This window comes from Planococcus sp. CPCC 101016 (assembly GCF_007859295.1).
Lineage (GTDB): Bacteria > Bacillota > Bacilli > Bacillales_A > Planococcaceae > Planococcus.
In genome coordinates this window covers 202946-228339 of the sequence record NZ_VOHB01000003.1, presented here as the reverse complement: position 1 = coordinate 228339, position 25394 = coordinate 202946, and the positions used below count along the sequence as shown (strand labels likewise).

General features: G+C 45.9%; 23 protein-coding genes. 14 read left to right on the top strand and 9 right to left on the bottom strand.

The features are described 5' to 3' along the window. From FQV26_RS13180 to FQV26_RS13170, 3 genes are all read left to right on the top strand, one after another. Positions 1–753, top strand: coding sequence for a hypothetical protein (locus tag FQV26_RS13180; protein ID WP_146558008.1), 753 nt, complete (start codon positions 1–3; stop codon positions 751–753). A 154-nt stretch (positions 754–907) separates the two neighbouring features. Further along, positions 908–2860, top strand: a complete 1953-nt coding sequence (ltaS, locus tag FQV26_RS13175; protein ID WP_146558007.1) for a lipoteichoic acid synthase — start codon at positions 908–910, stop codon at positions 2858–2860. 138 nt (positions 2861–2998) lie between these two features. Next, a complete protein-coding gene (locus FQV26_RS13170) occupies positions 2999–3823 on the top strand; it encodes an alpha/beta hydrolase (RefSeq protein WP_146558006.1) in 825 nt (274 codons plus the stop codon). A 101-nt stretch (positions 3824–3924) separates the two neighbouring features. On the opposite strand, the gene FQV26_RS13165 is transcribed toward FQV26_RS13170, so the two are convergent. The 5 genes from FQV26_RS13165 to FQV26_RS13145 form a co-directional block, all read right to left on the bottom strand. Then, positions 3925–4488 (bottom strand): DUF4256 domain-containing protein, encoded by a 564-nt coding sequence (locus tag FQV26_RS13165; protein ID WP_146558005.1) that lies wholly within the window; start codon positions 4486–4488, stop codon positions 3925–3927. A gap of 476 nt (positions 4489–4964) precedes the next feature. Beyond that, positions 4965–6062: an ABC transporter ATP-binding protein gene (locus tag FQV26_RS13160; protein WP_146558004.1), complete on the bottom strand. Its 1098-nt coding sequence runs from the start codon at positions 6060–6062 to the stop codon at positions 4965–4967. A 203-nt stretch (positions 6063–6265) separates the two neighbouring features. Further along, entirely contained in the window at positions 6266–7744 is a 1479-nt protein-coding gene (gene galT, locus FQV26_RS13155; RefSeq protein ID WP_146558003.1) for a UDP-glucose--hexose-1-phosphate uridylyltransferase, read from the bottom strand. Further along, a complete protein-coding gene (gene galE / locus FQV26_RS13150) occupies positions 7741–8742 on the bottom strand; it encodes a UDP-glucose 4-epimerase GalE (RefSeq protein WP_146558002.1) in 1002 nt (333 codons plus the stop codon). The genes galT and galE overlap by 4 nt, the downstream gene beginning before the upstream one ends. 2 nt (positions 8743–8744) lie before the next feature. Further along, a complete protein-coding gene (locus FQV26_RS13145) occupies positions 8745–9923 on the bottom strand; it encodes a galactokinase (RefSeq protein ID WP_146558001.1) in 1179 nt (392 codons plus the stop codon). A gap of 126 nt (positions 9924–10049) precedes the next feature. Here FQV26_RS13145 and FQV26_RS13140 point away from each other — a divergent pair, with 126 nt between their 5' ends. The 4 genes from FQV26_RS13140 to FQV26_RS13125 all read left to right on the top strand — a co-directional run bounded on the left by FQV26_RS13140 (position 10050) and on the right by FQV26_RS13125 (position 13974). Continuing rightward, positions 10050–11210 (top strand): ROK family transcriptional regulator, encoded by a 1161-nt coding sequence (locus tag FQV26_RS13140; RefSeq protein WP_146558000.1) that lies wholly within the window; start codon positions 10050–10052, stop codon positions 11208–11210. Positions 11211–11268: 58 nt separating this feature from the next. Continuing rightward, positions 11269–12315 carry an aldose epimerase family protein gene (locus FQV26_RS13135; protein ID WP_146557999.1) on the top strand — a complete coding sequence of 349 codons (1047 nt, stop codon included), beginning with the start codon at positions 11269–11271 and terminating at the stop codon, positions 12313–12315. Positions 12316–12368: 53 nt separating this feature from the next. After that, positions 12369–13265, top strand: a complete 897-nt coding sequence (locus FQV26_RS13130; RefSeq protein WP_146557998.1) for a PucR family transcriptional regulator — start codon at positions 12369–12371, stop codon at positions 13263–13265. Positions 13266–13554: 289 nt separating this feature from the next. After that, on the top strand, positions 13555–13974 hold the full coding sequence (locus tag FQV26_RS13125) for a YybH family protein (protein WP_146557997.1): 420 nt from the start codon (positions 13555–13557) through the stop codon (positions 13972–13974). Between the two features lie 98 nt (positions 13975–14072). On the opposite strand, the gene FQV26_RS13120 is transcribed toward FQV26_RS13125, so the two are convergent. From FQV26_RS13120 to FQV26_RS13105, 4 genes are all read right to left on the bottom strand, one after another. Next, a complete protein-coding gene (locus FQV26_RS13120; protein WP_146557996.1) occupies positions 14073–14462 on the bottom strand; it encodes a hypothetical protein in 390 nt (129 codons plus the stop codon). A 15-nt stretch (positions 14463–14477) separates the two neighbouring features. Beyond that, positions 14478–15872, bottom strand: a complete 1395-nt coding sequence (locus FQV26_RS13115; RefSeq protein WP_146557995.1) for a HAMP domain-containing sensor histidine kinase — start codon at positions 15870–15872, stop codon at positions 14478–14480. Continuing rightward, a complete protein-coding gene (locus tag FQV26_RS13110) occupies positions 15869–16540 on the bottom strand; it encodes a response regulator transcription factor (protein WP_146557994.1) in 672 nt (223 codons plus the stop codon). Before FQV26_RS13110 ends, FQV26_RS13115 begins: the two co-directional genes overlap by 4 nt. Positions 16541–16614: 74 nt before the next feature. Continuing rightward, positions 16615–18714, bottom strand: coding sequence for an MMPL family transporter (locus FQV26_RS13105; RefSeq protein WP_146557993.1), 2100 nt, complete (start codon positions 18712–18714; stop codon positions 16615–16617). Between the two features lie 392 nt (positions 18715–19106). Between FQV26_RS13105 and FQV26_RS13100 the strand changes: the two genes are divergently transcribed. The 7 genes from FQV26_RS13100 (at position 19107) to FQV26_RS13070 (ending at position 25389) form a co-directional block, all read left to right on the top strand. After that, positions 19107–19310, top strand: a complete 204-nt coding sequence (locus FQV26_RS13100; protein ID WP_146557992.1) for a hypothetical protein — start codon at positions 19107–19109, stop codon at positions 19308–19310. A gap of 198 nt (positions 19311–19508) precedes the next feature. After that, entirely contained in the window at positions 19509–19835 is a 327-nt protein-coding gene (locus tag FQV26_RS13095) for a DUF3870 domain-containing protein (RefSeq protein WP_146557991.1), read from the top strand. A 267-nt stretch (positions 19836–20102) separates the two neighbouring features. Next, positions 20103–21266, top strand: coding sequence for a CaiB/BaiF CoA transferase family protein (locus FQV26_RS13090; protein ID WP_146557990.1), 1164 nt, complete (start codon positions 20103–20105; stop codon positions 21264–21266). A 15-nt stretch (positions 21267–21281) separates the two neighbouring features. Then, on the top strand, positions 21282–22496 hold the full coding sequence (locus FQV26_RS13085; RefSeq protein WP_146557989.1) for an acyl-CoA dehydrogenase family protein: 1215 nt from the start codon (positions 21282–21284) through the stop codon (positions 22494–22496). 323 nt (positions 22497–22819) lie between these two features. After that, positions 22820–23536 (top strand): PspA/IM30 family protein, encoded by a 717-nt coding sequence (locus tag FQV26_RS13080; protein WP_146557988.1) that lies wholly within the window; start codon positions 22820–22822, stop codon positions 23534–23536. A 48-nt stretch (positions 23537–23584) separates the two neighbouring features. Further along, positions 23585–24613 (top strand): TFIIB-type zinc ribbon-containing protein, encoded by a 1029-nt coding sequence (locus tag FQV26_RS13075; protein ID WP_146557987.1) that lies wholly within the window; start codon positions 23585–23587, stop codon positions 24611–24613. After that, the gene (locus FQV26_RS13070) at positions 24610–25389 is read left to right on the top strand and encodes a TPM domain-containing protein (RefSeq protein ID WP_146557986.1); all 780 of its coding nucleotides are present in this window, start codon (positions 24610–24612) and stop codon (positions 25387–25389) included. The genes FQV26_RS13075 and FQV26_RS13070 overlap by 4 nt, the downstream gene beginning before the upstream one ends. Positions 25390–25394 lie beyond the last annotated feature (5 nt).

Below are 25394 nucleotides of genomic sequence, written 5' to 3'. Positions count from 1 at the left end.
GTGGACAAGCTGATAGAAGAGCTGCGATTGAAGTTGACGGAAAATCCCGATGTGGCCATCGTTAACGACCAAGTGTGGAAGCTGCCGATTGTTTTGTACGATGTCGGTTTTGACCGGGTCAAACGGTTAAAGATGGACATTTTAATGAAGATGCTGCTCCTTGCTTTTCAGGAAGCCGATATCCGCCGGGCCGCAACTTTATCCGACATGCTGTTTGTAGAAGAGCTGTTCATCAGTGACTTGATTGAAAAGATGCAGCGCACGGGGTTGATTCAGCTTCAAAAGCTGGGCTATAAGTTGACGGCCAAGGGCTATGACTACTTGGACAAAGGCATTTTTGAAGAAGAAATGGAAGGCGAAACGACTGTAATCGCCTATAGTGCTGTCCATGACGACTACCGTTTCGCTGCAGATCACGCGTATCCCGAAGCGCAAGACAAGCTTCCATTGTATCGCTATCCGGTAAAAGGGAGCTTGAACAAAGCCCCGATGCAGCAGCTTCTCTCTAAAGAAATCGCTTTTTCTGAAGAAGGTGGCTTTCAAGTCATCGTAACGGGCATTACCAGCTGCATCGAACAGGATACGGAGTTTATTCCCTGCATCGAATTTCAGTTATACGACCGGCAGCAGGATATTTTTTATGCCCGAGTCTGGAATGGGATGACTGGCGGCTGGGATGCCAAGCTTGAAAAACAGATTGAAGCGCGAGAAGTTGTAAAGTGGCGCGAAAACGCGAACTTGATCCTTAAATAATCTGAAAAAATCTTAAACTGTCATTTTTTGGGCTATTGGAGTAGAATAGATTTTGTCATTCTTTTTACAATAAATTTACTTAAGTTTTATGACTTAATCTTAAAAACCCCCTGACCCTTAATCCTCGTGAAGACCAATTATGAGAAGGTGCAATATGAAAAAGATCAATCCAATGAAAAATGAAAAGATTAATAAGTTTATTCCATTCTTTGTTCTGGCAGTAGTCATGCTGTGGATGAAGACGTATATTTCGCAAAAGACGCAATTTAAATTGAACGTCGACGGAGCGCTCCAGGAGTTTCTGTTGATCCTCAATCCGCTCGGTTCCGCATTGTTGTTGTTGAGTTTGTCGCTGTTCTTTAAAGGAACGCGGAAATATGTATCGCTTTTGGTGATTTACATAGGCATGTCGGTTCTGCTGTATGCGAATTTAGTGTACTACCGATTTTTTAGTGACTTCATCACTTTGCCGACTTTATTCCAAACACAGAATTTTGGCGATTTAGGCGGCAGTGTAGCAACGCTGATCCAGCCGACCGATTTTCTGTTCTTTGTGGATGTGCTGGTACTGGTAGCGGTAATGGTTGCCACACGCACCAAAAAAGACAAGCGGAATTTCAAGACGAAAGCGGTCCTTCCAGTCGTCACGGTTGCTTTGGCCATTTCCTTCTTTAATCTGGCTTTGGCAGAAGCGGATCGTCCAGAACTATTGACCCGCGGTTTTGACCGGAACTACATCGTCAAGTATTTGGGCATGTACAACTACGCGCTCTACGACACAGTTGAGAGTTTGAAAGCTTCTTCTCAACGGGTATTGGCTGACAGCGATGACGGTACAGAGGTATTGAACTATACCAAATCCAATTACGCGACGCCGAGTGAAGAGTATTTCGGTGCAGCAGAAGGCATGAATGTCGTTTACTTGCATCTGGAATCATTCCAGACTTTCTTGATGAATTACGAATTGAACGGAGAAGAAGTTACACCGTTTTTGAATTCCATGATCAATGATCAAAATACACAGTACTTCGATAATTTTTTCCATCAGACGGCACAAGGCAAAACTGCGGATGCGGAGTTCATGCTTGATAATTCCTTGTTCGGTTTGCCAAAAGGTGCGGCTTTCATAACAAAAGGCCAAAACACGTACCAGGCAGCACCGGCTATTTTGAAGGATAAAGGCTATACTTCAGCAGTATTCCATGGCAACAACGGAACCTTCTGGAACCGTTCTGAAATCTATAAATCGTTTGGATACGATCGTTTCTTTGATATCGAGTCCTATCAGGGCCTTGAAGAAGGCGATATGGCGGAATACGGCATTATGGACAAACCGTTCTTCGAAAAGTCGGCACCGATGTTGGAATCACTGCCGGAACCTTTCTATACGAAGTTCATTACCGTGGCACACCATTTCCCTTATAAAATGGACCAGGAGCTGACGACCATCGAAAAAGCCACAACCGGCGATTCGAGTGTCGATGATTATTTCCAGACAGCCCGTTATGCAGATGAAGCGATCGAGCAGTTCTTTACGCAGTTGGAGGAATCCGGCTTGGCCGACAATACCATGATCGTCATGTACGGCGACCATTACGGTATTTCCGATAACCACAACAAAGCGATGGAACAATTACTGTCAAAAGAAATTACACCGGTTGAAAACACCAAGTTGCAGCGTGTGCCGTTATTCATTCATGTCCCAGGCATGGAAGGCGGCATCAACCATACCTATGGCGGTCAGATTGACCTGTTGCCGACGGTGTTGCATTTGCTTGGAGTCGAGACCCAAAATTATATTCACTTTGGAACCGATTTATTGTCTGAAGAGCACGAAGAACTGGTGACTTTCCGAAACGGCGATTACGCGAGCCCGGAAATCTACTCAATCGGCGACGTTTTCTATAATCCGGAAACGGGTCTGCCGATCGAAGAAGAACAGATGGAGCAAGCACAAAAACTGCAGGAGCATGGCAGCTATGAATTGCAGCTGTCGGATCAGGTAGTTAATAGCGATTTGCTGAGGTTCTACACACCAAGCGAATTTACACCAGTCGATCCGGCAGATTACAATTACCAGGCGAATCCGGCTGAAGCGGTGAAATAAAAAAAGAGATGCACTGGAACCGGTTCTGCCGATTTTCTGGGAGCATCTCTTTTTTTACATTTTATTTGATTGAGAAGGTGGATTTTCGATTGATGGAGAATACTACCAGTAGCAATGGAATAGAATGGAGGATGTTTGATGAGCGAAGAAAAAATGATCCGATCTTTTGATGGAACGCAGTTATTCACCCGCAAAGACCAGGCCGAAAAGCAAAAAGCCGTAGTGGTGATTGCCCACGGCCTGGCCGAGCATTTAGGGCGCTACGATGCGCTGGCCGAAACCTTATTAAAGTACGATTTTACGGTTTATCGCTATGAACAGCGTGGCCATGCACGATCAGAAGGCGAGCGGACTTTTTTCAAGGATTTCAGTGAAATGCCGGATGATTTGAAAACCATTATGGATTTGGCGAAAGAAGAGAACGCGGGGCAACCGGTCTTTTTGATTGGCCACAGCATGGGCGGCTTCACGGCTGCAGCATTCGGAACGAAATATCCGGGACAAGCGGCTGGCATCGTATTGTCAGGTGCGTTGACCCGCTACAATAACGAACTTTTTGGTCCGCTGCCAATGGATTTGCCGGCAGACACCTATTTGGATAATAAGCTTGGAGAAGGGGTGTGCAGTGATCCGGAAGTCGTCAAAGCTTACGGAGAAGATCCGATGGTTGAAAAGAGAATTTCTGTTGGCCTTATCAATGAATTTGCTCCAGGAATTGCCTGGCTGAAAGAACATGCCGGAAGTTTCGTAGATCCGGTGCTGGTGCTGCATGGCAATGAAGATGGATTGGTTGCTGAAAAAGATTCGCGGGATTTTTACGGAGAGATTAGTTCGAGAGATAAAACTTTGAAGATCTATGCTTCTTTAATGCACGAAATATTCAATGAGCCATCCAAATACAAAATCTATGACGAAGTGATTGACTGGTTGGATGAAAGGTTGCAGGAGGAGAAAGTCAGGTAAGGCTTTTGATTTCCACTTTTTGATTAAACAGGCATTGCCGAACCCTTTGGGTTGCCGACAATGCCTTTTGTTTTTTTATCAATTAGGTAATCAGCCGATTTTTATACTCTCAATAATCCACGGAACCCTCGAGCCGCGTAGTACGAATCTGCTCCGTTATGATACAGGAAGACATGGCCATAGCGGGAGTCGCAGAACAGCGCACCGCCTCGTTCTCTGATGTCTTCAGGAGTTTTCACCCAGCTGGAGGTTTTAACGTCAAATGTACCGTGCTGCTGCAGTGTGCGGTATTGTTCTTCGCTCAACAGTTCGATGCCCATTTCGTTTGCCATTGCCATGGCACTGTTTTCAGGTTTGTTTTTCTTGCGCGAATCCAATGCTTTCTGGTCATAACAAACGCTTCTGCGTCCACTGGGGCTTTCTGCGGAACAATCATAGAAGACGTATTCATTTTTGGCTTCATCAAACTCCAATACATCCGGTTCTCCGCCGGTCCGTTCCATTTCCTGTAGCGACCACAGTTTGTCAGGACTTGCCTCCAGCTTTTCTTGAATCTTGTCCCATTGCATCCATTCGTGGCGATCGATGTTCTTCTCGAACCGTGCTTTCAAAGTATCGAGTAGTTCTTCACGCTGTTCGGAAATTAATTCATTTTTTGGGGTCATGGTGTAGCCTCCTCTTGTATTGAATGAAGATCGTAGTAGCTTAAGTATAGTCAAAATGTAAAGTGAATACGATCCCTTAGCTGCAGAAATAATCTTCATCTCTTCTTTTGCCTCATGGAAACGCAATCGAGGAGGCTTTTATCTGTCTTCTCATACATACACGGCAAGTTTATAAGCGCTTAGCTAAATTTGCGGTCGTTCAAACGAATTTGCGATCGCTCAGCTGAATTTGCAGTCGTTCAAATAAATTTACAGTCGTTCAGCGAGATTTGCGGTCGTTCACACGAAATTTTCAAAAATGCACTTGAAAATGCGAGCGGACAGCGGGTTGCGAGGTGGATTGAATTGAACCCGATTTCTATCTAATTATCTACAAAAAGCAGGCGAAACCACTAGTACACAAACAAAAAATCCGGACGAGTTGTCGTCCGGATTTTGGCTTGTTAAGGATGAAGCTATAAAATTTTTTGAAAACCTTATTTGATGCGCAGCTCTGAGTCGATATCGAAGAAATGAGCTTTGTTCATATCGAATGCCATATCGATCGTTTGGCCGGCTTCTACATTAAAGCGGGCATCAACACGGGCAACAAAGTCTTGGTCATTTACTTTTGAATAAAGTACGATTTCAGATCCCATCAATTCCGCAACTTCCACATAAGCCTTCAGCTTGGTGTTGGGAGAGTGCTCAAGGAACAACGGCTCATCATGGATGTCTTCTGGACGGATGCCGAGAACGATTTCTTTACCTACATACCCTTGGTCACGAAGCATTGAAAGTTTGCCATCTGGCACTTGGACTTTCACGCCTTCCATCACAAACGCGTTGTCGACAATTTTTCCGCGCAGGAAGTTCATGGAAGGAGAACCGATAAATCCGCCGACAAACATGTTATCCGGTTTGTCATAAACTTCTTTCGGTGACCCGACTTGCTGGATAAAGCCGTCTTTCATAACGACCAAGCGAGTAGCCATTGTCATCGCTTCAGTTTGATCGTGTGTTACATAAACAGTCGTCGTCTGAAGACGGCGATGCAGCTTTTGGATTTCCGTACGCATCTGTACACGCAGCTTGGCATCCAAGTTGGACAAAGGCTCATCCATCAGGAATACTTCAGCATCGCGGACGATAGCGCGGCCAAGAGCAACACGTTGACGTTGTCCGCCTGACAATGCTTTAGGTTTACGGTTCAAATATTCATCAAGACCCAAAATCTTAGAGGCATTCGCCACACGTGCTTTGATATCATCTTTTTTCATCTTCCGTAATTTCAAACTGAAAGCCATGTTGTCATAAACACTCATATGCGGATAGAGCGCATAGTTTTGGAACACCATCGCGATATCGCGGTCTTTTGGCGATACGTCGTTGACTCTGCGGTCACCGATAAACAGATCGCCTTCCGTAATATCTTCAAGGCCCGCAATCATCCGAAGCGTCGTGGACTTACCGCATCCCGAAGGACCAACCAGAACCAGAAACTCTTTGTCGCGAATTTCCAAATTGAAATCCTGTACCGAAACTACACCTTTATCGTATTCTTTTCTGATATTCACTAAATTTAAGCCTGCCATTTGAGTCCCTCCAATGTGTGTAAGTGCTTTCATTAACTAGTTAAAAGCATACAATGCCGTGGAAATTTTAGTAATGGCAAGTGTGCACAAAGATCATAGGCGTCTTCGTGCACATTTGCCAAGTGCCTGTTGAATCAACAATGCCTGGTAAGTTTTAGCTCTTTGAGAAATTTTTCTCTTGGCCATGCGCAATGTACTACTATTTAGCTATTTAATACCTTGATAAATCGCTCGAATGCCTCGCGTTCTTTTAAGACGCCTGCATCTTCAAGCACCCGTACGAATTTTTTCCCCAGCTCTTTTTGCAGGAGTGTTTCTGCGTCTTCCGGCAGCGAAAGAGTGCCGGATTGTGCTTTTAATTGTTCAGCCCATTCGAGGTGATGGGGAGCCACGTCATTCGCATTGCCAAGTAAAAACTCTTGAATTTCAGCCAGCTCTTCTTTTAAACGGGGCGGCAAGACGGCAAGCCCCATCACTTCAATCAAACCGATGTTTTCTTTTTTGATGTGGTGGACATCTTCATGCGGATGGAAAATTCCAGACGGAAATTCGTTCGTCGTGCGGTTGTTTCGAAGCACAAGGTCGATTTCAAACAACCCGCTGCGCTTTCTCGCAATAGGCGTAACTGTGTTGTGAGGGATGCCACCTGTAAAGGCAAGGACAGCCGCTGCCTCATCGGAGTAATTTCTCCAAGTCTGCAAAATGTCATCAGCAGCTGTCACCAGGCTGCCGATTTCCTTTCCTTTCAGGCGGATGACAGACATCGGCCATTCTACAACCGATGCAGCGATATCCGGATAGGCATCCAAGCTAAAGGCAAAAGCATCCTCCGCTCGGGTCATCGCAAACTCATAGCGTCCGGCTTGGTAATGATCATGGCTTAAAATAGATCCGCCCACAATCGGCAAGTCGGCGTTCGAACCGATAAAGTAATGAGGGAACAGCTCTGTAAACGTAAGCAGCCGTTCAAATCCATCCCGGTCGATCTTCATGTCACGATGTTCTTCAGAAAGCAAAATGCTGTGTTCGTTGTAATAGACATACGGCGAATACTGCAGATACCAATTTTCTCCGGTCAATGGAATCTTGATGACTCGGTGGTTCGCCCGTGCGGGGTAGCCGATTCGCCCTGCATATCCTTCATTTTCTTTGCATAGCAAGCATTTCGGGTAACTGAGCGTTTGTTTTATTTCGCGTTCCCGTTTGATCTGTTCCGGATCTTTTTCCGGTTTTGACAGATTGATGGTGATGTCCATCTGTCCATATGGAGTGTCTGTTTTATAAGAAATGTTTTTCTGGATCCGGTTCATTTGGATGTAGTTGCTGTTTTTGCTTAACTCATAAAAGTAATCCGTTGCGGCTATAGGCGACTGTGCATATTTTTCAATAAACTGAGCGTTGATGACAGAAGGCCTTGCGACAAAGCAATTCATGATATTGGCCGACAGCATTTCCTTGTCATCAAAAATATCCAAGATGACACCTTGTTCGATTGCATAAGCAATCATATTTTCTAAGAGGTTCGGAATGGTATCGACGGCTGCTTCTATTGGTTCTTCAGGAAACGACTCCAATTGTAAGAGATGCATGACCTGGTTGCGGACGTAATCGATATCAGCTGTTTCAATCAAGTCCGTTTCAATGGCTTTTTGGATCAGTCCGGCAAGGTTTTGGTAAATCATCTATGCACTTCCTTTTCATAGCCAGTTGGATGAGTCGAATGCCATCTCCACGCATCTTCAATGATTTTTGTGACAGACGTATAGGCAGGATTCCAGCCTAATACTTGTCTTGCTTTGTCGGAACTGGCAATCAGGATGCTTGGGTCGCCTGCTCTGCGGGGACCTGTTTTGATCGGGATTTCTTTTCCTGTTACAGCTCGGGCAGCAGAGATCATTTCATTCACTGAAAAGCCCTGGCTGCTCCCCAGGTTGAAGACCTCACTTTCACCGCCTGCTCTCAAATAATCAAGTGCCAACAGGTGAGCGCGGATCAAATCTTCGATGTGGACATAGTCGCGGATGCACGTTCCGTCTTCCGTGTCATAATCATTTCCAAAAATCGTGATTTCATTTCGCTGCCCGAGTGCTGTCTGCAAAATGAGCGGAACGAGATGGGATTCAGGACGGTGATCTTCGCCGATTTCAGCCGTTTCTCTTGCCCCGGCTACGTTGAAATAGCGCAAGGACACGAATTTCAAGTCATGGGCCGCTTCTGTCCACTTCATCATTTTTTCCATGGTCAGTTTGGTTTCACCGTATGTGCTGGTCGGGTGGGTCGGCATTGTTTCGGTAATCGGCACGGACTCCGGCTCGCCATAAGTTGCTGCGGTGGAGGAGAAGACGATTTTTTTCACGTCATGTGCGACCATAGCCTGCAGCAGTACTTGCGTGCCGTAGACATTGTTGTCAAAATACTTGAGTGGGTTTTCCATCGATTCACCGACTAAGGAATTAGCGGCAAAGTGGAGAACTTCTTCAATGGCTTCTTTTTCGAATACCGAGTTGAGAAAGTCAGCATTTCTTATATCGCCTTCATAAAAAACAGCTTTTGGGTGGATGGCTTTTTGATGTCCCGTTTCCAAGTTATCCACAACAACTACGTCCATTCCTTGGTCGATTAACTGATAAACTGCGTGTGAACCGATGTAGCCGGCTCCGCCCAGAACTAAAACACTCATGTTCAAAACTCCTCTACAAGTTCTTTGGCGCCATCCGAAATTTTTGCCTCATAAAATGAAGGGGCAAAATCAAACTCCTCGGTATAGCTTGCTGTTAGCTGGTCTTTGAAACTTTCGATGTGATTTTGTTGAACGATTGCAATGGCACATCCACCGAAACCGGCCCCAGTCATCCGAGCACCGATAACACCCGGCTGTTCCCAAGCTGTTTCTGCAATCTTATCAAGCTCTGCGCCGGTGACTTCATAGTCATCCCGAAGAGAAACATGGGACTCGTTCATTAATTTTCCGAACGCCTGGATATTGCCTTGTTCCAGTTCTTTTAGGGCCCGTAAGGTTCTTTCATTTTCATAGACGGCATGCTTTGCCCGTTTGCGGTTGACATCATTTTCAATCAAGTGCTTGGACTGTTCGAATGCTTCTGCTGTCAATTCGCCCAAGCTGGTGATCTCCAGTTCCGTGCGCAGGTCGGACAGCGCTTCTTCACACTGGGCGCGGCGCTCATTGTATTTTGAAGCAGCGAGTGTCCGTTGTTTGTTGGAATTGATGATAACAATTTCATGGTCCATCAGTTCAACTGGCGCATAGCTGAATTTCAGCGTTTGGCAATCGAGCAGCATGGCAAAGTCTTTTTTTCCTTTGCCGATAGCGAATTGATCCATAATCCCACTGTTAACGCCGATATACTGATTTTCTACGTTTTGCCCCAACTGAATCATCTTCAACCGGTCGATTTCTAAATCAAACAGGTTTTCAAGAACAACGCCCGTAGCCATTTCGATAGAAGCGGAAGAGGACAGCCCAGCGCCGTTAGGAATATTTCCGTAAAATAGAATATCCATGCCATGAGAAATGGAAAAGCCGTTTTTAATAAAATAATGGATCATGCCTTTTGGAAAGTTGGCCCAATCATGATCCGGGTTAAAGGACAAATCGGCTAGGTCGCATTCGATGATTCCTTTTTCCGGGAAGTTCATCGAGTAGAACCGCAGTTGCTGATCCGAACGCTGGCGGGCAGCCGCATAGGTTCCAAAGGAAATGGCTGCAGGAAACACATGACCGCCATTGTAATCGGTATGCTCACCGATTAAGTTAATGCGTCCCGGTGCAAAGAAAAAGCGCGGCTTTTCATCCGTGTTGAAGATGTCGTTGAATGTTTGAGTCAATTGAGATTGGATCATGATTTTCCTCCAATACTTTATAAATTAATTTAATTAACATGAGTATAGAGTATTTTGGTAAACTATTCAATAACAAGAATGAAAGCAGTTACAAATAAGCAAGTAAGACAGAAATGGAGGATTCGTATGCGGCAAGGCAGCTTTCAATGGATGAAATCAATGAATAAATCGATCATCCTCAATAAAATAAGAAAAGATGGGCCGATATCAAGAGCGCAGATTGCAAGGGAAACAAATTTGACGCCGCCTACGGTCAGCAGCAATGTAAAAGAATTAATTGACCAGAAGATAGTAGAAGAAAGTGATTTCGGGCAGTCTTTAGGTGGACGGAAACCGACGATGCTGATTATTAACAATCAGGCTTTTTTCATCATCGGGGTGGATGCGGGACCGGAAAGCATTGAATGCATCGTGGCAGATCTCGCCGGTACAGTGCTGAAAAGGTCTGAAAAGAAACTGCAGCTGCCGATCGATAACCAGCAATTTATCGCTGCGTTAAAAACCTGCATTGCTGCTTGTCTGGAAAGCATCTCCGAAGCAGAAGACAAAATCATTGGCATTGGCGTTGCCATGCACGGCGTAGTCGAAGTGGCTACCGGCATTTCGTTGAATGCGCCGAATCTCGGCTTATCCAATATTCCCATCAAAGAAGAACTCGAAAAGGCATTTGGCCTTGAAGTGAAAGTGGAGAACGATGCACGCGCTATGGCATTGGGCGAGTATTGGTTTGGGAATCACGGGGAATTGGAAAGCATGCTGGCAGTGAATATCGGCAGAGGGGTTGGAGCAGGTCTCATCATTGAGGGGAAACTTTATCACGGCTCTTCTGATATTGCAGGGGAGATCGGCCATATGACCATTGATTTGCACGGAGAGATTTGCGAATGCGGGAACCGGGGCTGCCTGCAGACGTTTGTCACCGGCCCAGCCATCGCAAGGAAGGCAGCAAAACAAGGACTTGAAAATGACCTCACTGCTGAAAAAATCTTTGATCATGCTGTAGCCGGAAATGAAGAATTTGCCGCCATCCTCAAAGAATCCGGAAAAGCGATGGGTGTTGGGTTGACCAATCTCATCCATATTGTAAATCCGAAAAAAATTGTCTTGGGAGGCGGAGTTTCAAAAGCGGAGAAATTCATTTTGCCTGCCGTCCGTGAAACCATCAAATCTTCTGCCCTGACTCCTGCGGCAAGCCAAACAGCAGTGGAGGTATCTAAATTAGGAGACGATGCCACGTTGATCGGTGCGATTACGCTGATGCTGGTGGATATATTTGAGGTAAAATAAAAAGAATGAATCTGAGACGGTCTTGCTATTTTGTCTAAATTGAAAGGGTGGATGAAAAATGAAAATCAGCAAAAAGTTATTCGATCATAAGAACAATCAGCCAATTACTTTGTATACATTGAAAAATGACCGAGGTTTTCAAATGTCCTGCATTGATTACGGATGCGTCATCACTGAAATAATAGCGCCGGATCGCGACGGCAAGCTGGAGAATGTCGTACTCGGTTTTGACACGCTTGAGGAATATGAAAGCGACCCGAATTTTTTCGGCGCCATGATCGGGCGTTTTTCGGGACGGATAAAAGAAGGAAGCTTTACCCTTGATGGAGAAGACTATCAACTGGATAGGAACTCCAATGGCCATAATCTCCACGGTGGCCCTGGCGGCTTGCATTCGGTTCTGTGGGATTCAAAAGTGATTGAAAATGACAACGAAGCGATAGTCGAATTTACGTATGTCAGTGGAGACGGGGAAGAAGGTTTTCCTGGCACTTTATCCATGACTGTACGCTACACGTTAAAGAATGACAGCAATCAGCTTGTCATTTCCTATTCAGGTAAATCAGACAAAACGACCTTATTGAATGTCACTAACCATTCTTATTTCAATTTGAGCGGGAATTTGAAACGGACAATCCTGGATCATGAATTGACGATGAAAAGCAATCACTACTTGGAATTGGACGAAGAATTACTGCCAACAGGAAAGCTTGCCCCGGTTGCCGAAGAACCCTTATTCGACTTCCGAAACGGCAGAAGCATCAAAGAAGCGACAACAGCGGACCACCCACAAACAAAGTTGGCCGGAAACGGTTACGACCATCCGTTTTTATTAACTGAAACAGATGGGCCAGCCATCGAATTGACGGATTCAGAAAGTGGCCGGAAACTGGTGATTCAAACGACTGAACCTGCAGTGGTTTTGTATACGGGGAATGCCATGGGAGGCGCTTATTCGGTAAGAGGCACGGAGGCGCAAAATTACTTGGGCCTTTGCCTTGAAACACAAAGTCCGCCGGATTCGATGAATCATCCACATTTCCCGTCCGCAATCTTGAAAGCTGACGAGGAATTCAAATCGGAGACGATCTATACTTTTTCGTAAGTGAACAAAAAACCAGGCCAGCTAATCTTTTTTTGGAGAAAGAAGTGTTTTTTATGATTGATAATCTGAGAAAAATTTATCCTTCATTGATCATATATGAAGAAGGCATCCATGACTTGGATAGTAGTTATAAATGGTTCATGACTGAGGAAAATGAAATTATCGGAATTTATAAAAGCCAACTGACACCAAGAGATATATCCGTGTTGACTGCATTTCTGACGCCGTATGACAGTGAGTTTCCACCCCTAACTGAGGCGGAGCAAAAATGGAGGAAAGCGATTGATTCGAATAGCTCGAGCGAAACGGAAAATGTGGAAACCACTCGTCCGTATCGTTTTGTCTACTTTTCGATTAAAAAAAATCAAATCAGTCCGGTGTTATTCAAAGACGCGATCCATGAATTGTTTCCAGAGAAAGTCCCGATTCTTTGGGAGAACCGGCATGAAGGCATTCTCATAGAACACGCGAATTCGCTGCAAGACAGTATTTATTACGAAGAAATCATCGATGTGTTGATGAGTGACTTGTATATAAAGATCAATTTTCTTGTGGGTCCTTTCAAGGAAGAGACGGAAAATGTAACTGACTATTATTCATTCATGATTAAAGCAGCAAAATCGATTTTTTCCTATTCCAAAAAGCAGGTAGCGAATTTTAGTGAGACGGTACCTTATCTGCTGATCGATCAAACCGAAAAAGGGCAGTATTTGAGCATCCGCGAAATGGTTTTGCAAGGATATGCAGATGATGAAGAAACCTTGAGAATGATAGAAGTGTTTACAAAATGCAATTTGAACATATCGGAAACAGCAAAAGAACTTCACCTTCACCGCAACAGCCTCCAATACCGATTGGATCGGTTTACAGAAAATACAGGAATAGATATCCGGAAATTCCATAATGCGATGGCCGTTTATCTCGCGCTGCTCGTGAAACCGCAAGTTTGATCTTTTACTTAAAAAGATTATCAATACAAGAAAGCTGTTTGAAAGTGGCATAGCCGCTTTTGAACGGCTTTTTTGATTGATTATATACCTATTAGGTAGAGGAATTAATTAATACGTACTGATCACAAATATGAAATAAAGCTAATTAGTGAATACTGATATTATAATGAGCAATAGTATACTGATTGCTTTTAAACAATAAGGATCAAGCGGGAATTGAAAATAAAGGATACTTTGTGAATCGTGGCGAAAGACACCCAATAGAAATCTATCTTAAAGGAGGAGTCATATGTTCACGGATGTACAAGATGTTCTTACTAATTACAGGGATGCCGTTTACGAAAAGAATGTAGAAAAGTTTCTTTCAGGCTATGCGCCGGATGTTCATGTTTTCGACTGCTGGCAAGAATGGCAATATAATGGGATTGAGCAGTGGAAGACTTTAGTGGAAGATTGGTTTGGAGGGTTAGGGGAAGGGGAACTGCTTCGTGCAGAGCTGCACGATAAAGTGATAAAAGAAAATGCGGAACTTGCGTATATATACGGCTCCATGAGCTATGCGGCTTTTGATGAAAAGGGTAAGGAACTTCGGAAGATGAGAAATCGCTTCACGTTTGTACTGGAAAAAATAGAGGGTTCGTGGCGCATTACTCATGAACATTCTTCGCTGCCCATCAGCATGGAAGATGGAAAGGCGATTTTTGATTAATGAAGTTAATTTTTAGTCCGCAATAAATTTAAAAGCAGATTATCTAAAAAAATCCACTGAAGAAAAAGCAGCACTTTTCTCCAGTGGATTTCCTGTTTTTATTCTTTTTCTGTTACGAACGTAATGATCAAAAACAGCAGGAATGCCAGCAGCAGCAAACTGCCGCCGACGATGAATAAAATCATCACGAAGGTTTCATTCCAATTAAACGGGTTTAAGTTATAGAGCCACATGCCGCCAGTAAGGGTAACGGCACCAACCATCGCGAGTACGCTATGGACAGCGACCAGTTTTTTGTATTGGATCGTATAGACGCGGTAAAAGATGCCCCAGGAAAACACCGACAACCAGCCGACCAGCAGGATATGGGCATGAATCGGACGGAGGCTGTAATCCATTTCCCCCGCCATTTGCGAACCGAGAAAAGTTCCGAACAGGCCGAAAACGGCCGAAAAACGTATTAAACGCAGACTCCAAGTTTTTTCCATGGTAAAACCTCCAACTTATGATTGTTTCAGATCGGGATGCGGGAAGGTCAAGACAAATTCGCTTTCTGAACCTAGCGTACTATTGACCCGAATGGTGCCGTGGTGCAAAGTGACGATTTGATGCACAATCGACAAGCCAAGACCGGTACTGTCTTTTTTTCGCGCCGCATCGACGCGGAAAAAGCGGTCGAACAGCTGCGGGATGGCTTCTTCCGGAATGCCCTGGCCCGTGTCTTTAAACGTCAAGAGGACATCGCTGTCGTTTGCTTGCAGGCTGATTTCGATGCTGCCTCCGGGTTTATTGTATTTAATGGCGTTAGTCAGCAGATTGTCCCAGACATTGTCGAGCAGCTCAGCGTCGCCGCGGAAACGGGTAGGGCTGAGTTGATAAGATAAATGGATATCCTCTTCTTCAAGCCGCCAGCGGTATTTCCGTATAACTTCTTTCAATTGTTCGTCTAGTTGAAAATCCTTTACTTTCATCGGATAAGCGCCTTGATCGAGTGAAGTCAAGATCAGCAGCTGGCGTGTCAGACTAGACAGGCGCTTGGCTTCTTGGTCGATGATAGAGGTGTAAGCGAAGCGGTCCTCATCACTAAGGGCGGGTGACTTCAGTAGGTCCGCATAGCCCTGGATGTTCATCAACGGCGACTGGAAATCATGGGATACGTTGCTGATGAACGATTTGCGCGCCAGATCATTATGCTGTAGCTGTGTCTGCATCAAGTTAAAACTTTCAGAAAGCTGGCCGATTTCATCATTGCGCCGGATATCGAGTGGAAAGCTGTAGTTTTCACGTGCAATGTGTTTGGTGGCTTCCGTCAGCTGGACAATCGGACGTGTCAATTGACGGGCCATAAAGATCATGCCGACGATGCTGACAAGTGCAATGGCTGCGACAAATCCAATCAGCACGGAATGGATGTCGGTCGACACGAGCTTGGTATCGGGGCGGATGAACAGGCCATAACGTTCGCCGTCCCGTTCAAACGGCACGCCTACTGTGTTGTGCAGTTTATTGGTGAAATGACCGATCATGAAGATTTCGCCTGTGAAGTTGTCCAAGCCGGTGTAGGTTTCATTTTCCGCCACTACGCGCTTTGCCTGTTCCGGGAGCGTCGTGTCATCAAACGGTTCACCAAAGAACTGCATTTCACTTGAACTGTCGACAAGCGCAATCTGATAGCCCAGTTCCGCAACAGCTTGCATATAGCTAGTGAAGCTCTCAGCAGAATAAGGAATGTTTTGGACCGTCTGAATAATTTCTTCAGCGATGGCCACGTTCTGTTCGATCGTTTCTTCTTTTGTCACCGTCAAATAAAAAATATTGGCGATGGTAAAGCCGATTAGAATGCTGATGGCCAGAATGAATAGCGTCGCGACAGTAAATTGCCGATACAAAGTTTTCATTTCAATGCCTCAAGCTTGTAGCCAATACCGCGCAATGTATGGATTTCAACAGTGGCCCCGTAGCGCTTCAAGCGGTCGCGAATCCGGTTGATGTGGGTGTTCAAAGTCATTTCGCTGCCTTCATGATCTTCTCCCCATACATAGTCCATCAGCAGTCCACGCGGCGTGGCAAGATTGGCACGCGATACCAACAATGACAGTATTTCAAATTCCTTCAACGGCAGAATGACGGTTTCATTGCCGATTGCAAGCTCAAAATTGCGGCGGTTGATCGACAGATTGCCAGCCTGCAAGTGTTCCTGGACAGCGCGTTCTGAGCGGCGCAGCACGACGGCCACACGGAATAGCAGCTCTTTTGGTTCAAAAGGTTTAACTATATAGTCTTCGGTCCCGGATAAAAACCCTTTTTCCTTATCTTCCAATTGGCTTTTGGCCGTCAGCAGGATCACCGGGATGCCGAGATCCTGAGTCAGAATACGCGTCAGTTCAAACCCGTCCATCCCCGGCATCATCACATCCACGATGGCAAGGTCGACATGCTGATCTTCGAGCAAACGCAAAGCTTGTTCGGCGTCATCTGCCTTAAAAACGGTATAGCTTGCTTTGCCGAGGTGTATGGCTACTAATTGCTGAATATAGCTGTCATCGTCCACGACGAGTACTTTCATCTGAGTTCTTCCCCCTTAAACAGCAAGTCGGCAAAAGGATGGCTGGACTTGCAACTCTTTTCATTATGCAGGGTTTATCGGTCTTTTTCAAAAAACAGAATAAGCGCTGGAAGCAGCAGGCCGCGCACCAGGAAAGTATCAATCAGGATGCCAATCGAAACCATAAAGCCGAAAATGAACAAGTCAGCAATCGGCATGGTGGTTAAAGCTGCGAATGTCGCTGCCAGGATGATTCCGGCCGAGGAAATCACGCCGCCGGTATGGCTGATGGCGACTTCAAGCGCATCTTTCACTTTCCGCAACTTCCGCTCCTCGATAAAGCGCGACACCAAAATGATGTTGTAGTCAATGCCAAGCGCTACCAGGAAGATAAACGAATAGACCGGCACACGCGTACTGATGGCGTCAAAGCCGAATAACACATCAACCAGGAAAATTCCGAGGCCAAGTGCCGACAGGTAGGAGAATAAAATCGTCGCCATCATATAAATCGGCATTTTCCAGGAACGCGTCAGCGCAAACAGCAACACCAAAATCAGCAAAGTTTCAAGAACGACAATTTTATAGATATCGGCATTATTGACGTTTCGTTCGTCAACGAGTTTCGGCGTAATGCCGCCGAAATGCAGATCGCCTTCTATAGAGGCATTATCCAGCAAAGCGTCGCCTTCATTTCGCAACTGTTCCATGAAATCAAGACCTTCCGTCGAATACGGATTGATCGACAATGCCAGAGAGTATCTCAGTGCTTCTCCGTTTTCTGTTTGCCCGGATATCCGGGCAGAAGCGATTTCTTTATAAGTGGTCAACTCTTCTGAAAGAGCGGCAGCCGTTAGTTCATCAATTGGCTCATTACTGACAACAAGCAATGTAGAAGGAGCAATTTCCCCTTTATCGAATTTTTGCTCGACAACTTCATAGCCCATACGAGACGGCATGTCTTCGGGGAATGACTTCACCGTTTCAAATTCGAACTCGAGGTTTACTATATTTAATGCTGACACAACCATCAAAATGGCAACAAGTCCACCAGAGATCAACGGTTTATTGACGACAAATCTTGCAATTGGTCCCCAGATACCATGTTTCACTTCGGCAGCATCGCCGTATTTAGGAACTTTGGGCCAGAATGCTTTGCGGCCGAATAAGTTGAATAACGCCGGAATCAGTGTAATGGAAGCAATCATGATGACAAAAACCGCAGTTCCAAAGATCGGAGCGAAGTTTGCGTAATCACGGAAGTCTGCAAAGAACAGGATGAGCATCGCCGCAAGCACCGTACCGCCAGCGAAGAATACCGGTTCGCCGGTTGCACGCATGGCGTATTTCATGGCTTCGTATTTGCTGTCGTAATGGTTGAGTTCTTCACGAAAGCGGGAGAACACGAACAGTGAATAGTCGATGACTGCTGCAAACAGAAGAATGCTCATGATTGACGTGGTTTGGCTGGTCAGTTCCAGGCCGCCTGCACCCATAAAAGCTAGCGTTTGATTGACCACTTGATAGACAATGCCGGTTGCGAGCAGCGGAATGAATGCAAGCAAAGGGGAGCGGTAGATGACAATCAGCAGTACCAAAATAATCAGGACAGTCGCAATCAGCAGGACGAAATCCGCCTGTTCAAACAATTTGACCGTATCGCCTGCAATGCCTGCAGGGCCGGTCACATAAAATTCCATATTGCCGGCTTCTTTCGCAATGTCATTGCCGATTTCCGATATTTTATCATTAATTTCAGCAAAGTCGGTGCTGCCAAGCCCGGCTTTAAGTGTCATCGGAATGATCATGGCCGTATGGTCTTCAGAATAAAATCCTTCTAAAGCAGAAGGGGGTAATTGGCTGATGTCGACAACGGAGTCAACGCCTCCAATATCAGCATCCAAAATACCTGTTAAGATTTTCTGCACGGTCTCGGGATTAACGTCGCCGGTACGGTTATGGAAAACAAGGATGCCTGGCGTACCTTGGTCATCGGGGAAATATTCTTTCAGTTTCTGGTCCGCAATAATCGACTGCGCATTATTGGGCAAGGACTGAAAATTTGCCACTTTGTAATCATTGAGTGTGGGTCCCGTGCTGAGTGTAATCATCAGGACAAGCCAGGCGACGATGGTGATCCACATGCCCTTTTTTGTTGATACCCAATCGGTGATCGGGTTCAGAAATTTATTCATGTTTCTTTCTCCTCTCATTTAACAACAGTTCCGATTCATCATAAAGGGCGAATATAAATTGAATATCAATTTTTGGTGGCAGAGAATTGAACGTTGGAAATTTTGTGTGAGTTTGTGGGAAGAGGGAAGTAGCAGAATCGAAGCGCATTGAGTTTGAAGTGGTGGAAGTTGATTTAGTTGAGAGAACTCATGAAATTATTAAGAACGCAGTATTTCATGAATTGGAAGAAGAATAAAGAAAGCATAAAACCCATTCTTGCTTAATTGGCTGGAGCGGGTTTTGTCGCCATCAGGCGGCTGGTAGATTTGCCAGTAAAGAGATGTATATAGGATTAGCATCGGCTACAGGGGGTAAACTACCAGTAACACATTTAAATTAGGAGGAATCAGCAATGACAAGAAAAGGCACAGCAGGACGGTCACCAGGGGAACAAGCAAGTGGCGCTCCAGAATCTGCAATCGATAAAGCCGTCCAGAAAACAAAGGAAGTTTTTGATAAGGATAACAAAGCTACTGACTATGATGACGGTAAAGATGAGATGCAAGATGCCAAAGAATATTCTAAAGATGTTTCAAATAAACGGACAGATAAGTAAACGTGCATGGAAAAAAGCGTCGCCATTACCTTTGCAGGTAATGGCGATGCTTTTTGTGTTTTTTGAATTGTGTGCGTGCCTGGCACGCACACAACTTTACATATATAATGCTTTTATTCGGAGAAATGGGATGGGGAATTGTTTGGGTGCCAGGCACTCAAACAATTCCCAAACAATTGAAAGGAGATTGAGTTATTTATGAAAACCATTTTTATCGCGGGGCATGCGAGGCTGCCAGCTGGAATGGCTGCGCAAAATATGTATGAAACATTGACCATCACAGCAGAAATTGATAAGAAATACAGTGTCATCGTTACGGCAAGCTGTACACTGGCAACTGTCCACGGACAGGAGTTTGTGCATCAATTGCTAAGAGGGCATAGCCTGCAGGATGGCATCGAGAAGCCATTGGCCGATATTAAAGCCCATTACTTGGGCAAGGCTGGAAATGCATTGGCGTCTGCTTTGAAGGATCTTTATAAGCAGTACGAAGCTTATAAAGAAAATGTATCATTGAAAGAATAGTTAAAATAAAAAGTTAACTGTATTTACAAACCATAGAATCTGTATTAAAGTAACAGTAAGAATCATGCCAGAACGTTACAGCGTCTCTTCCGCATGATCAGTTTTTTAAAGGGAAATGAAAACACCCATACTGCCTAGTCTGCCAAAATTTCTTTCCGGAAATTTCATGCGTAGATAAAAGCCAGTTCATTCAGACAAGCAGTTTTGCTGTTGTCTTTTTGGACTGGCTTTTTTGTATGGGAATTGTACAGAAAGGAGATGTGAAAAATGACAGGAGCATTGGAAGGCATTAGAATACTTGATTTATCACGTGTTCTTGCAGGTCCTTATTGCACGATGATTCTTGGAGACTTGGGAGCGGAAGTCATCAAAGTGGAATCGCCCGGCGGCAGTGATGAAACCCGGAAATGGGGGCCGCCTTTTGAGCAGGATGTCAGCGCCTATTACTTGAGCGCCAACCGCAATAAAAAGGCGATTACCGTCGATCTAAAAACAGAGGAAGGTGCGGCTATCATTAAAAAGCTTGCCGCGGAAAGCGATGTAGTGGTCAGCAATTTTAAGACCGGTACGATGGAACGCTTCGGACTGGGTTATGAAACTTTATCACAGCTCAATCCTCGCCTTGTCTTTTGTTCCATTACCGGGTTTGGGGAAACCGGGCCGGACCGTGATGTGCCAGGCTATGATTTTATAATCCAGGCAATGAGCGGGCTGATGAGCATCACGGGCACGAAAGAGTCCGGGCCACAAAAATCAGGCGTTGCGATTGTGGATGTGTTGACCGGATTATATGCCTGCATCGGCATCCAGGCGGCTTTGCTCGAACGCGTAAACTCCGGCAAAGGGCAAAAGTTGGATATTTCACTCTATGATACAGCGGTCAGTGCATTGGTGAACATCGCGAGCAATTATTTGATGGATGAAAAAGTACCGACAGCTTTAGGAAATGCACATGCCAATATCGTCCCTTATCAGACATTCGGGACAGCTGACGGGGAAATGGTCATTGCTGTCGGAAATGATCATCAATTCAAGGCGTTGTGTTCAGTTTTAGGGAAACCGGACTATGCTGAGGATGAACGTTACCGGACCAACCCAAAACGTGTGGAGAACCGGGAAAGACTGGTTCCGCTACTTCAGGAGGTTCTTTTGACAGAGAAGACAGCCCATTGGCAGGGGCTCTGCAGAGAACATAAGATTCCAGCCGGACCGATTCAGACAATGGAGGAAGTTGCCAATGATCCGCAGCTTCAGGCACGCGATATGTTCATCGAACACGAGCACCCGACAGCCGGAAAAATCAAAATGATCGGCAGTCCACTGAAATTGTCACGGACACCCGTCAAAATCAAGCGGCATCCGCCGAATCCCGGAGAACACAATGATGAGATTTTAGGGGAATATTTCACACAGCAAACTACTACTTTATAAAAGGGGCGATTTACAATGGATTTTTCATTCACAGAAGAACAAGAGATGCTGCGCAGCACGACACGGAGTTTTGTTGACAAGGAAATCATGCCATTCATCGAGGAATGGGACCGTGCCGGCCAGTCGGATCCGGAGATTTACAATAAGCTGGCGGAACTTGGACTGATGGGTGTTTGCATTCCGGAAGAGTACGGCGGCAGCGGCATGGATTATAATTCCTTGGCAATTGTCTGCGAAGAACTGGAACGGGGAGATACGGCTTTTCGTACGGCGGTTTCGGTCCATACCGGATTGAACAGCTTAACCATTCTCCAATGGGGGACAGAAGAACAAAAACAAAAGTATTTGATTCCGCAGGCAAAAGGTGAAAAGATTGGAGCTTTTGGATTGACGGAGCCGGGTGCTGGGTCTGATGTGGCTGCGCTGAAGACGACGGCCATAAAACAAGGAGATCATTACGTAATGAATGGACAGAAGACCTGGATCTCCCTGTGTGATGTGGCAGATCATTTCCTGGTTTTCGCCTATACAGGTGAGCAATCCAAAAAACATGGGGCGATTTCTGCTTTTATTGTGGAACGCGCATGGCCGGGCTTTTCTTCCAAAGCCATCAAAGGCAAGCACGGCATTCGCGCAGGCAATACCGGTGAACTGTTTTTCGAGGATGTCAAAGTTCCGCAGGAGAATTTGCTGGGGCAGGAAGGCGAGGGCTTCAAAATCGCCATGGCGGCACTTGATAACGGCCGTTTCACCGTTGCTGCCGGAGCAGTCGGACAGATTATGGCTTGCCTCGAAGCAAGCGTCAGCTATTGCCATGAACGACACACATTTGGCAAGGAAATCGGCAGGCACCAGCTGGTTCAGCAAATGATTGCAAAGATGGAAGCGGGATTCCAAATGAGCCGCCTGCTCGTCTACCGGGCGGGTGAATTGAAAAACCAAGGCAAACGCAACACCCGCGAAACTTCATTAGCGAAATGGCAGGCCTGCGATTTTGCCAATCAGGCAGCGGACGACGCGTTCCAGATCCACGGCGCCTACGGCTATTCGGACGAATACCCGGTCAGCCGTTACTTGCGGAATTCCAAGGCGCCGGTCATCTACGAAGGGACGCGTGAAATCCACACCATCATGCAGGCAGAATACGTTTTGGGTTATAAGGAAGACAAAGCCCTGTCGAAAATGTTGCCTGCCTGGGAGCAGCAAAACGATCCAACAGCCATCCGTTAAAGAAAAATCATTATACCAATCAAAGCCGGAAGCGCATCGACGAACTGCAGCTGAGTTCGCTAGGGTGCCTGCCGGCTTTTTTTATTTTACAGTCAGCTGTTATAAAAATGGAAGAGCCTATTATCTGAATCTTTTCTTTCCAAAGATTACCTAAAGCTGCCAATGCGATATACTGATATGGAGAAATCTTTTCATCTTTTGCACTTCAGCCGGAACAAGTTTGGCTGGATGCAGGCTTAAACTCAACAGGTAAAGGGTAATCTTTCATTAACAGAAAGGAACTGCACAGCAGTTCCCCAAAAACCCAAAAGAGGAGAATGATGATGGAAATTTTAAAACGGTTCAAAGACATTATGACAAGCAATATCAACGCTTTACTGGACAAGGCAGAAGATCCGGAAAAAATGATCGATCAGTATTTGCGAGATTTGAACAGCGACCTTGGGAAAGTGAAATCGGAGACAGCGGCGATCATGGCGGCTGAGAAACGGGAGCGCCGGGAGCTCGAAGAATTGGAGAAGGAAATCGGCGACATGCAGCGCTATGCAGTAAAAGCATTGGAAGCCGGAAATGAAGACGATGCGCGGAAGTTCCTTCAACGCAAGGCAGAGCTTTCCGAGAAAGTGACAGACAAGCAGACGGCTGTCGAACTTGCGGCGGCGAATACCCAACAGATGCGTCAAATGCATGACAAGCTGGAGTCGGATATCGGCGAATTGGAATCCCGCCGCTCTGAGCTGAAAGGCAAGACCTCTGTTGCAAAAACCCAAAAACGCATGAACGATTTTGCCTCATCAGTGGACGGAGCAGGAGAGCGGATTTCCGCCTTCGATAAAATGGAACAGAAAATCAATCAGGAACTTGACGAGGCAATTGCCATGTCGGAACTGAATAAAGGCTCGGGAACTGACATCAAGGACCTTGCATCAAAATACGACAGCGATTCTTCTGTTGACGACGAGCTGGAATCCTTGAAAGCCGGCATTAACGTAGACGATGAATTGGAAGAACTTAAAAGCCAATTGGGCAAAAATGAATGATGGCTGCCGTACGGACAGTTTCCTTTAATGTGAAGGGAGGCAGATGGAATGGTCATTCAGTATAAATGTCCAAACTGCGGATCGGACATGTCTTTCAACAGTGAGACCGGCCACTTGTCCTGTCCGAGCTGCGGCAGACAGGATGAGATTGAAACCTTCCCGGAAAACAATATCCTGCGAAAATTCGATCCGGATGAAGCGAAGGAATACCATTGTGAAAATTGCGGAGCTGTCATTCTCACGGAAGCTGAAACCACAGCTACCCATTGCAGCTTTTGCGGGGCGCCGGTTTTGCTGGCAGACCGGTTGACGGGAGACTTGGCTCCAGCCAAAGTGATTCCTTTCACCATCAGCAAGGACGAGGCCGTGGCGGCTTTTTGGAAATGGACGAAGAACGGCCGGTTGACGCCGAGAGGCTTTACAAGCGGTGACCGGATCAAAAAGATGACCGGCATGTATGTGCCGTTTTGGCTGTATGACATTGACGGCACCGCAAATGTCGCAGCGCTTGCGACAAGAGTACGCAATTATACGAGGGGCGATACAATCTACACGGAGACTGATTTCTATGATGTTCGACGGGAAATAGATCTAAGCTACCTGAAAGTGCCTGCTGATGCGTCGGAGAAAATGGACGATGAACTGATGGACAGACTGGAGCCGTATGATTACCAGGAGCTCAAGGATTTCAAAATGCCTTACTTGGCAGGATTTCTCGCAGAAAAATACGATTATGACGATGAAACCCTTTTTTCACGGGTCGAATCGAAGATAGTGCCCTATATTGATACATACATAGGGAGCACTATTTCTGGCTACTCAACCGTCAGCTATACGAATAAACAGATTCAAGCAAATAAAAAAAACGTCTACTACACCTTATTTCCGGTGTGGATGGTCTATTATGATTTTGACAATAAAGAACATACTTTTGCGATGAACGGGCAAACCGGGAAAGTGGTCGGCAAGCCGCCGATCAGCGGATTCAAAGTCGCTGCCTGGTTCACCGGCATTGCCGCCTCTGCTTTTGCAGTAATGAAAGTAATTTCGTTTGCGGTCGGAGGTGTTCTTTGGTGAAGGATTTTCAAGCCAAATGGCTGCTGGCGTTTTGTCTCCTGGTGGTTTTCAGTGGGTTCGGGGGGCTTAAGGCATCGGCAGCTGTAGATCAGCGCATTTACGATAACGCCAACCTGCTAAGCGAAGCTGAAATTGAGGAGTTGGAAGCTGTCGCAGCGGAGCATAGCCGCAAACACGGAACGGATTTTTTGTTTTGGACCACTGCAGATGAACAATCGCTTTACATCCAGGATGCGATGAGCGATTTCTATGACACTTGGGCCAACGAAAACGGACAGGAAAATGCCGTGCTGCTGTCGATGAACATTGCTACGCGTGATGTCTATCTGGCGGGATTCGGTACAGCGGAAACAACATTGGACAATCAGCGCGTCAATCTGGTGCTGGACCGGATCATTCCAGAGATGCAGCGAGGGGACTACGCAGGTGCTTTTCGTGAAACGGTGACCACTTCAAGCCGCTACATGGAATTCCGTCCCGGCGTCAATCCCGAAAATATTTTCTTTAAAACCTGGTTCCAGCTCACGCTTGCGCTCTTGCTCGGCGGCGCTATTGTCGGCTCCATGATCTACAATTCAGGTGGGCGTGTGACCACAACTGCCACCACTTATTTTGACGGCAACAACACAAAAGTGACCGGCAAGCTCGATCAATTTCGAAACAAAACCGTATCACGCCGGAAAGTTCCGAAGAAAAGCAGCGGCGGTGGCGGTTTTGGCGGTGGCGGAATGACTGGCGGCGGCCGTTCGTTCAGTGGCGGGGGACGCAAGTTTTAGAACTG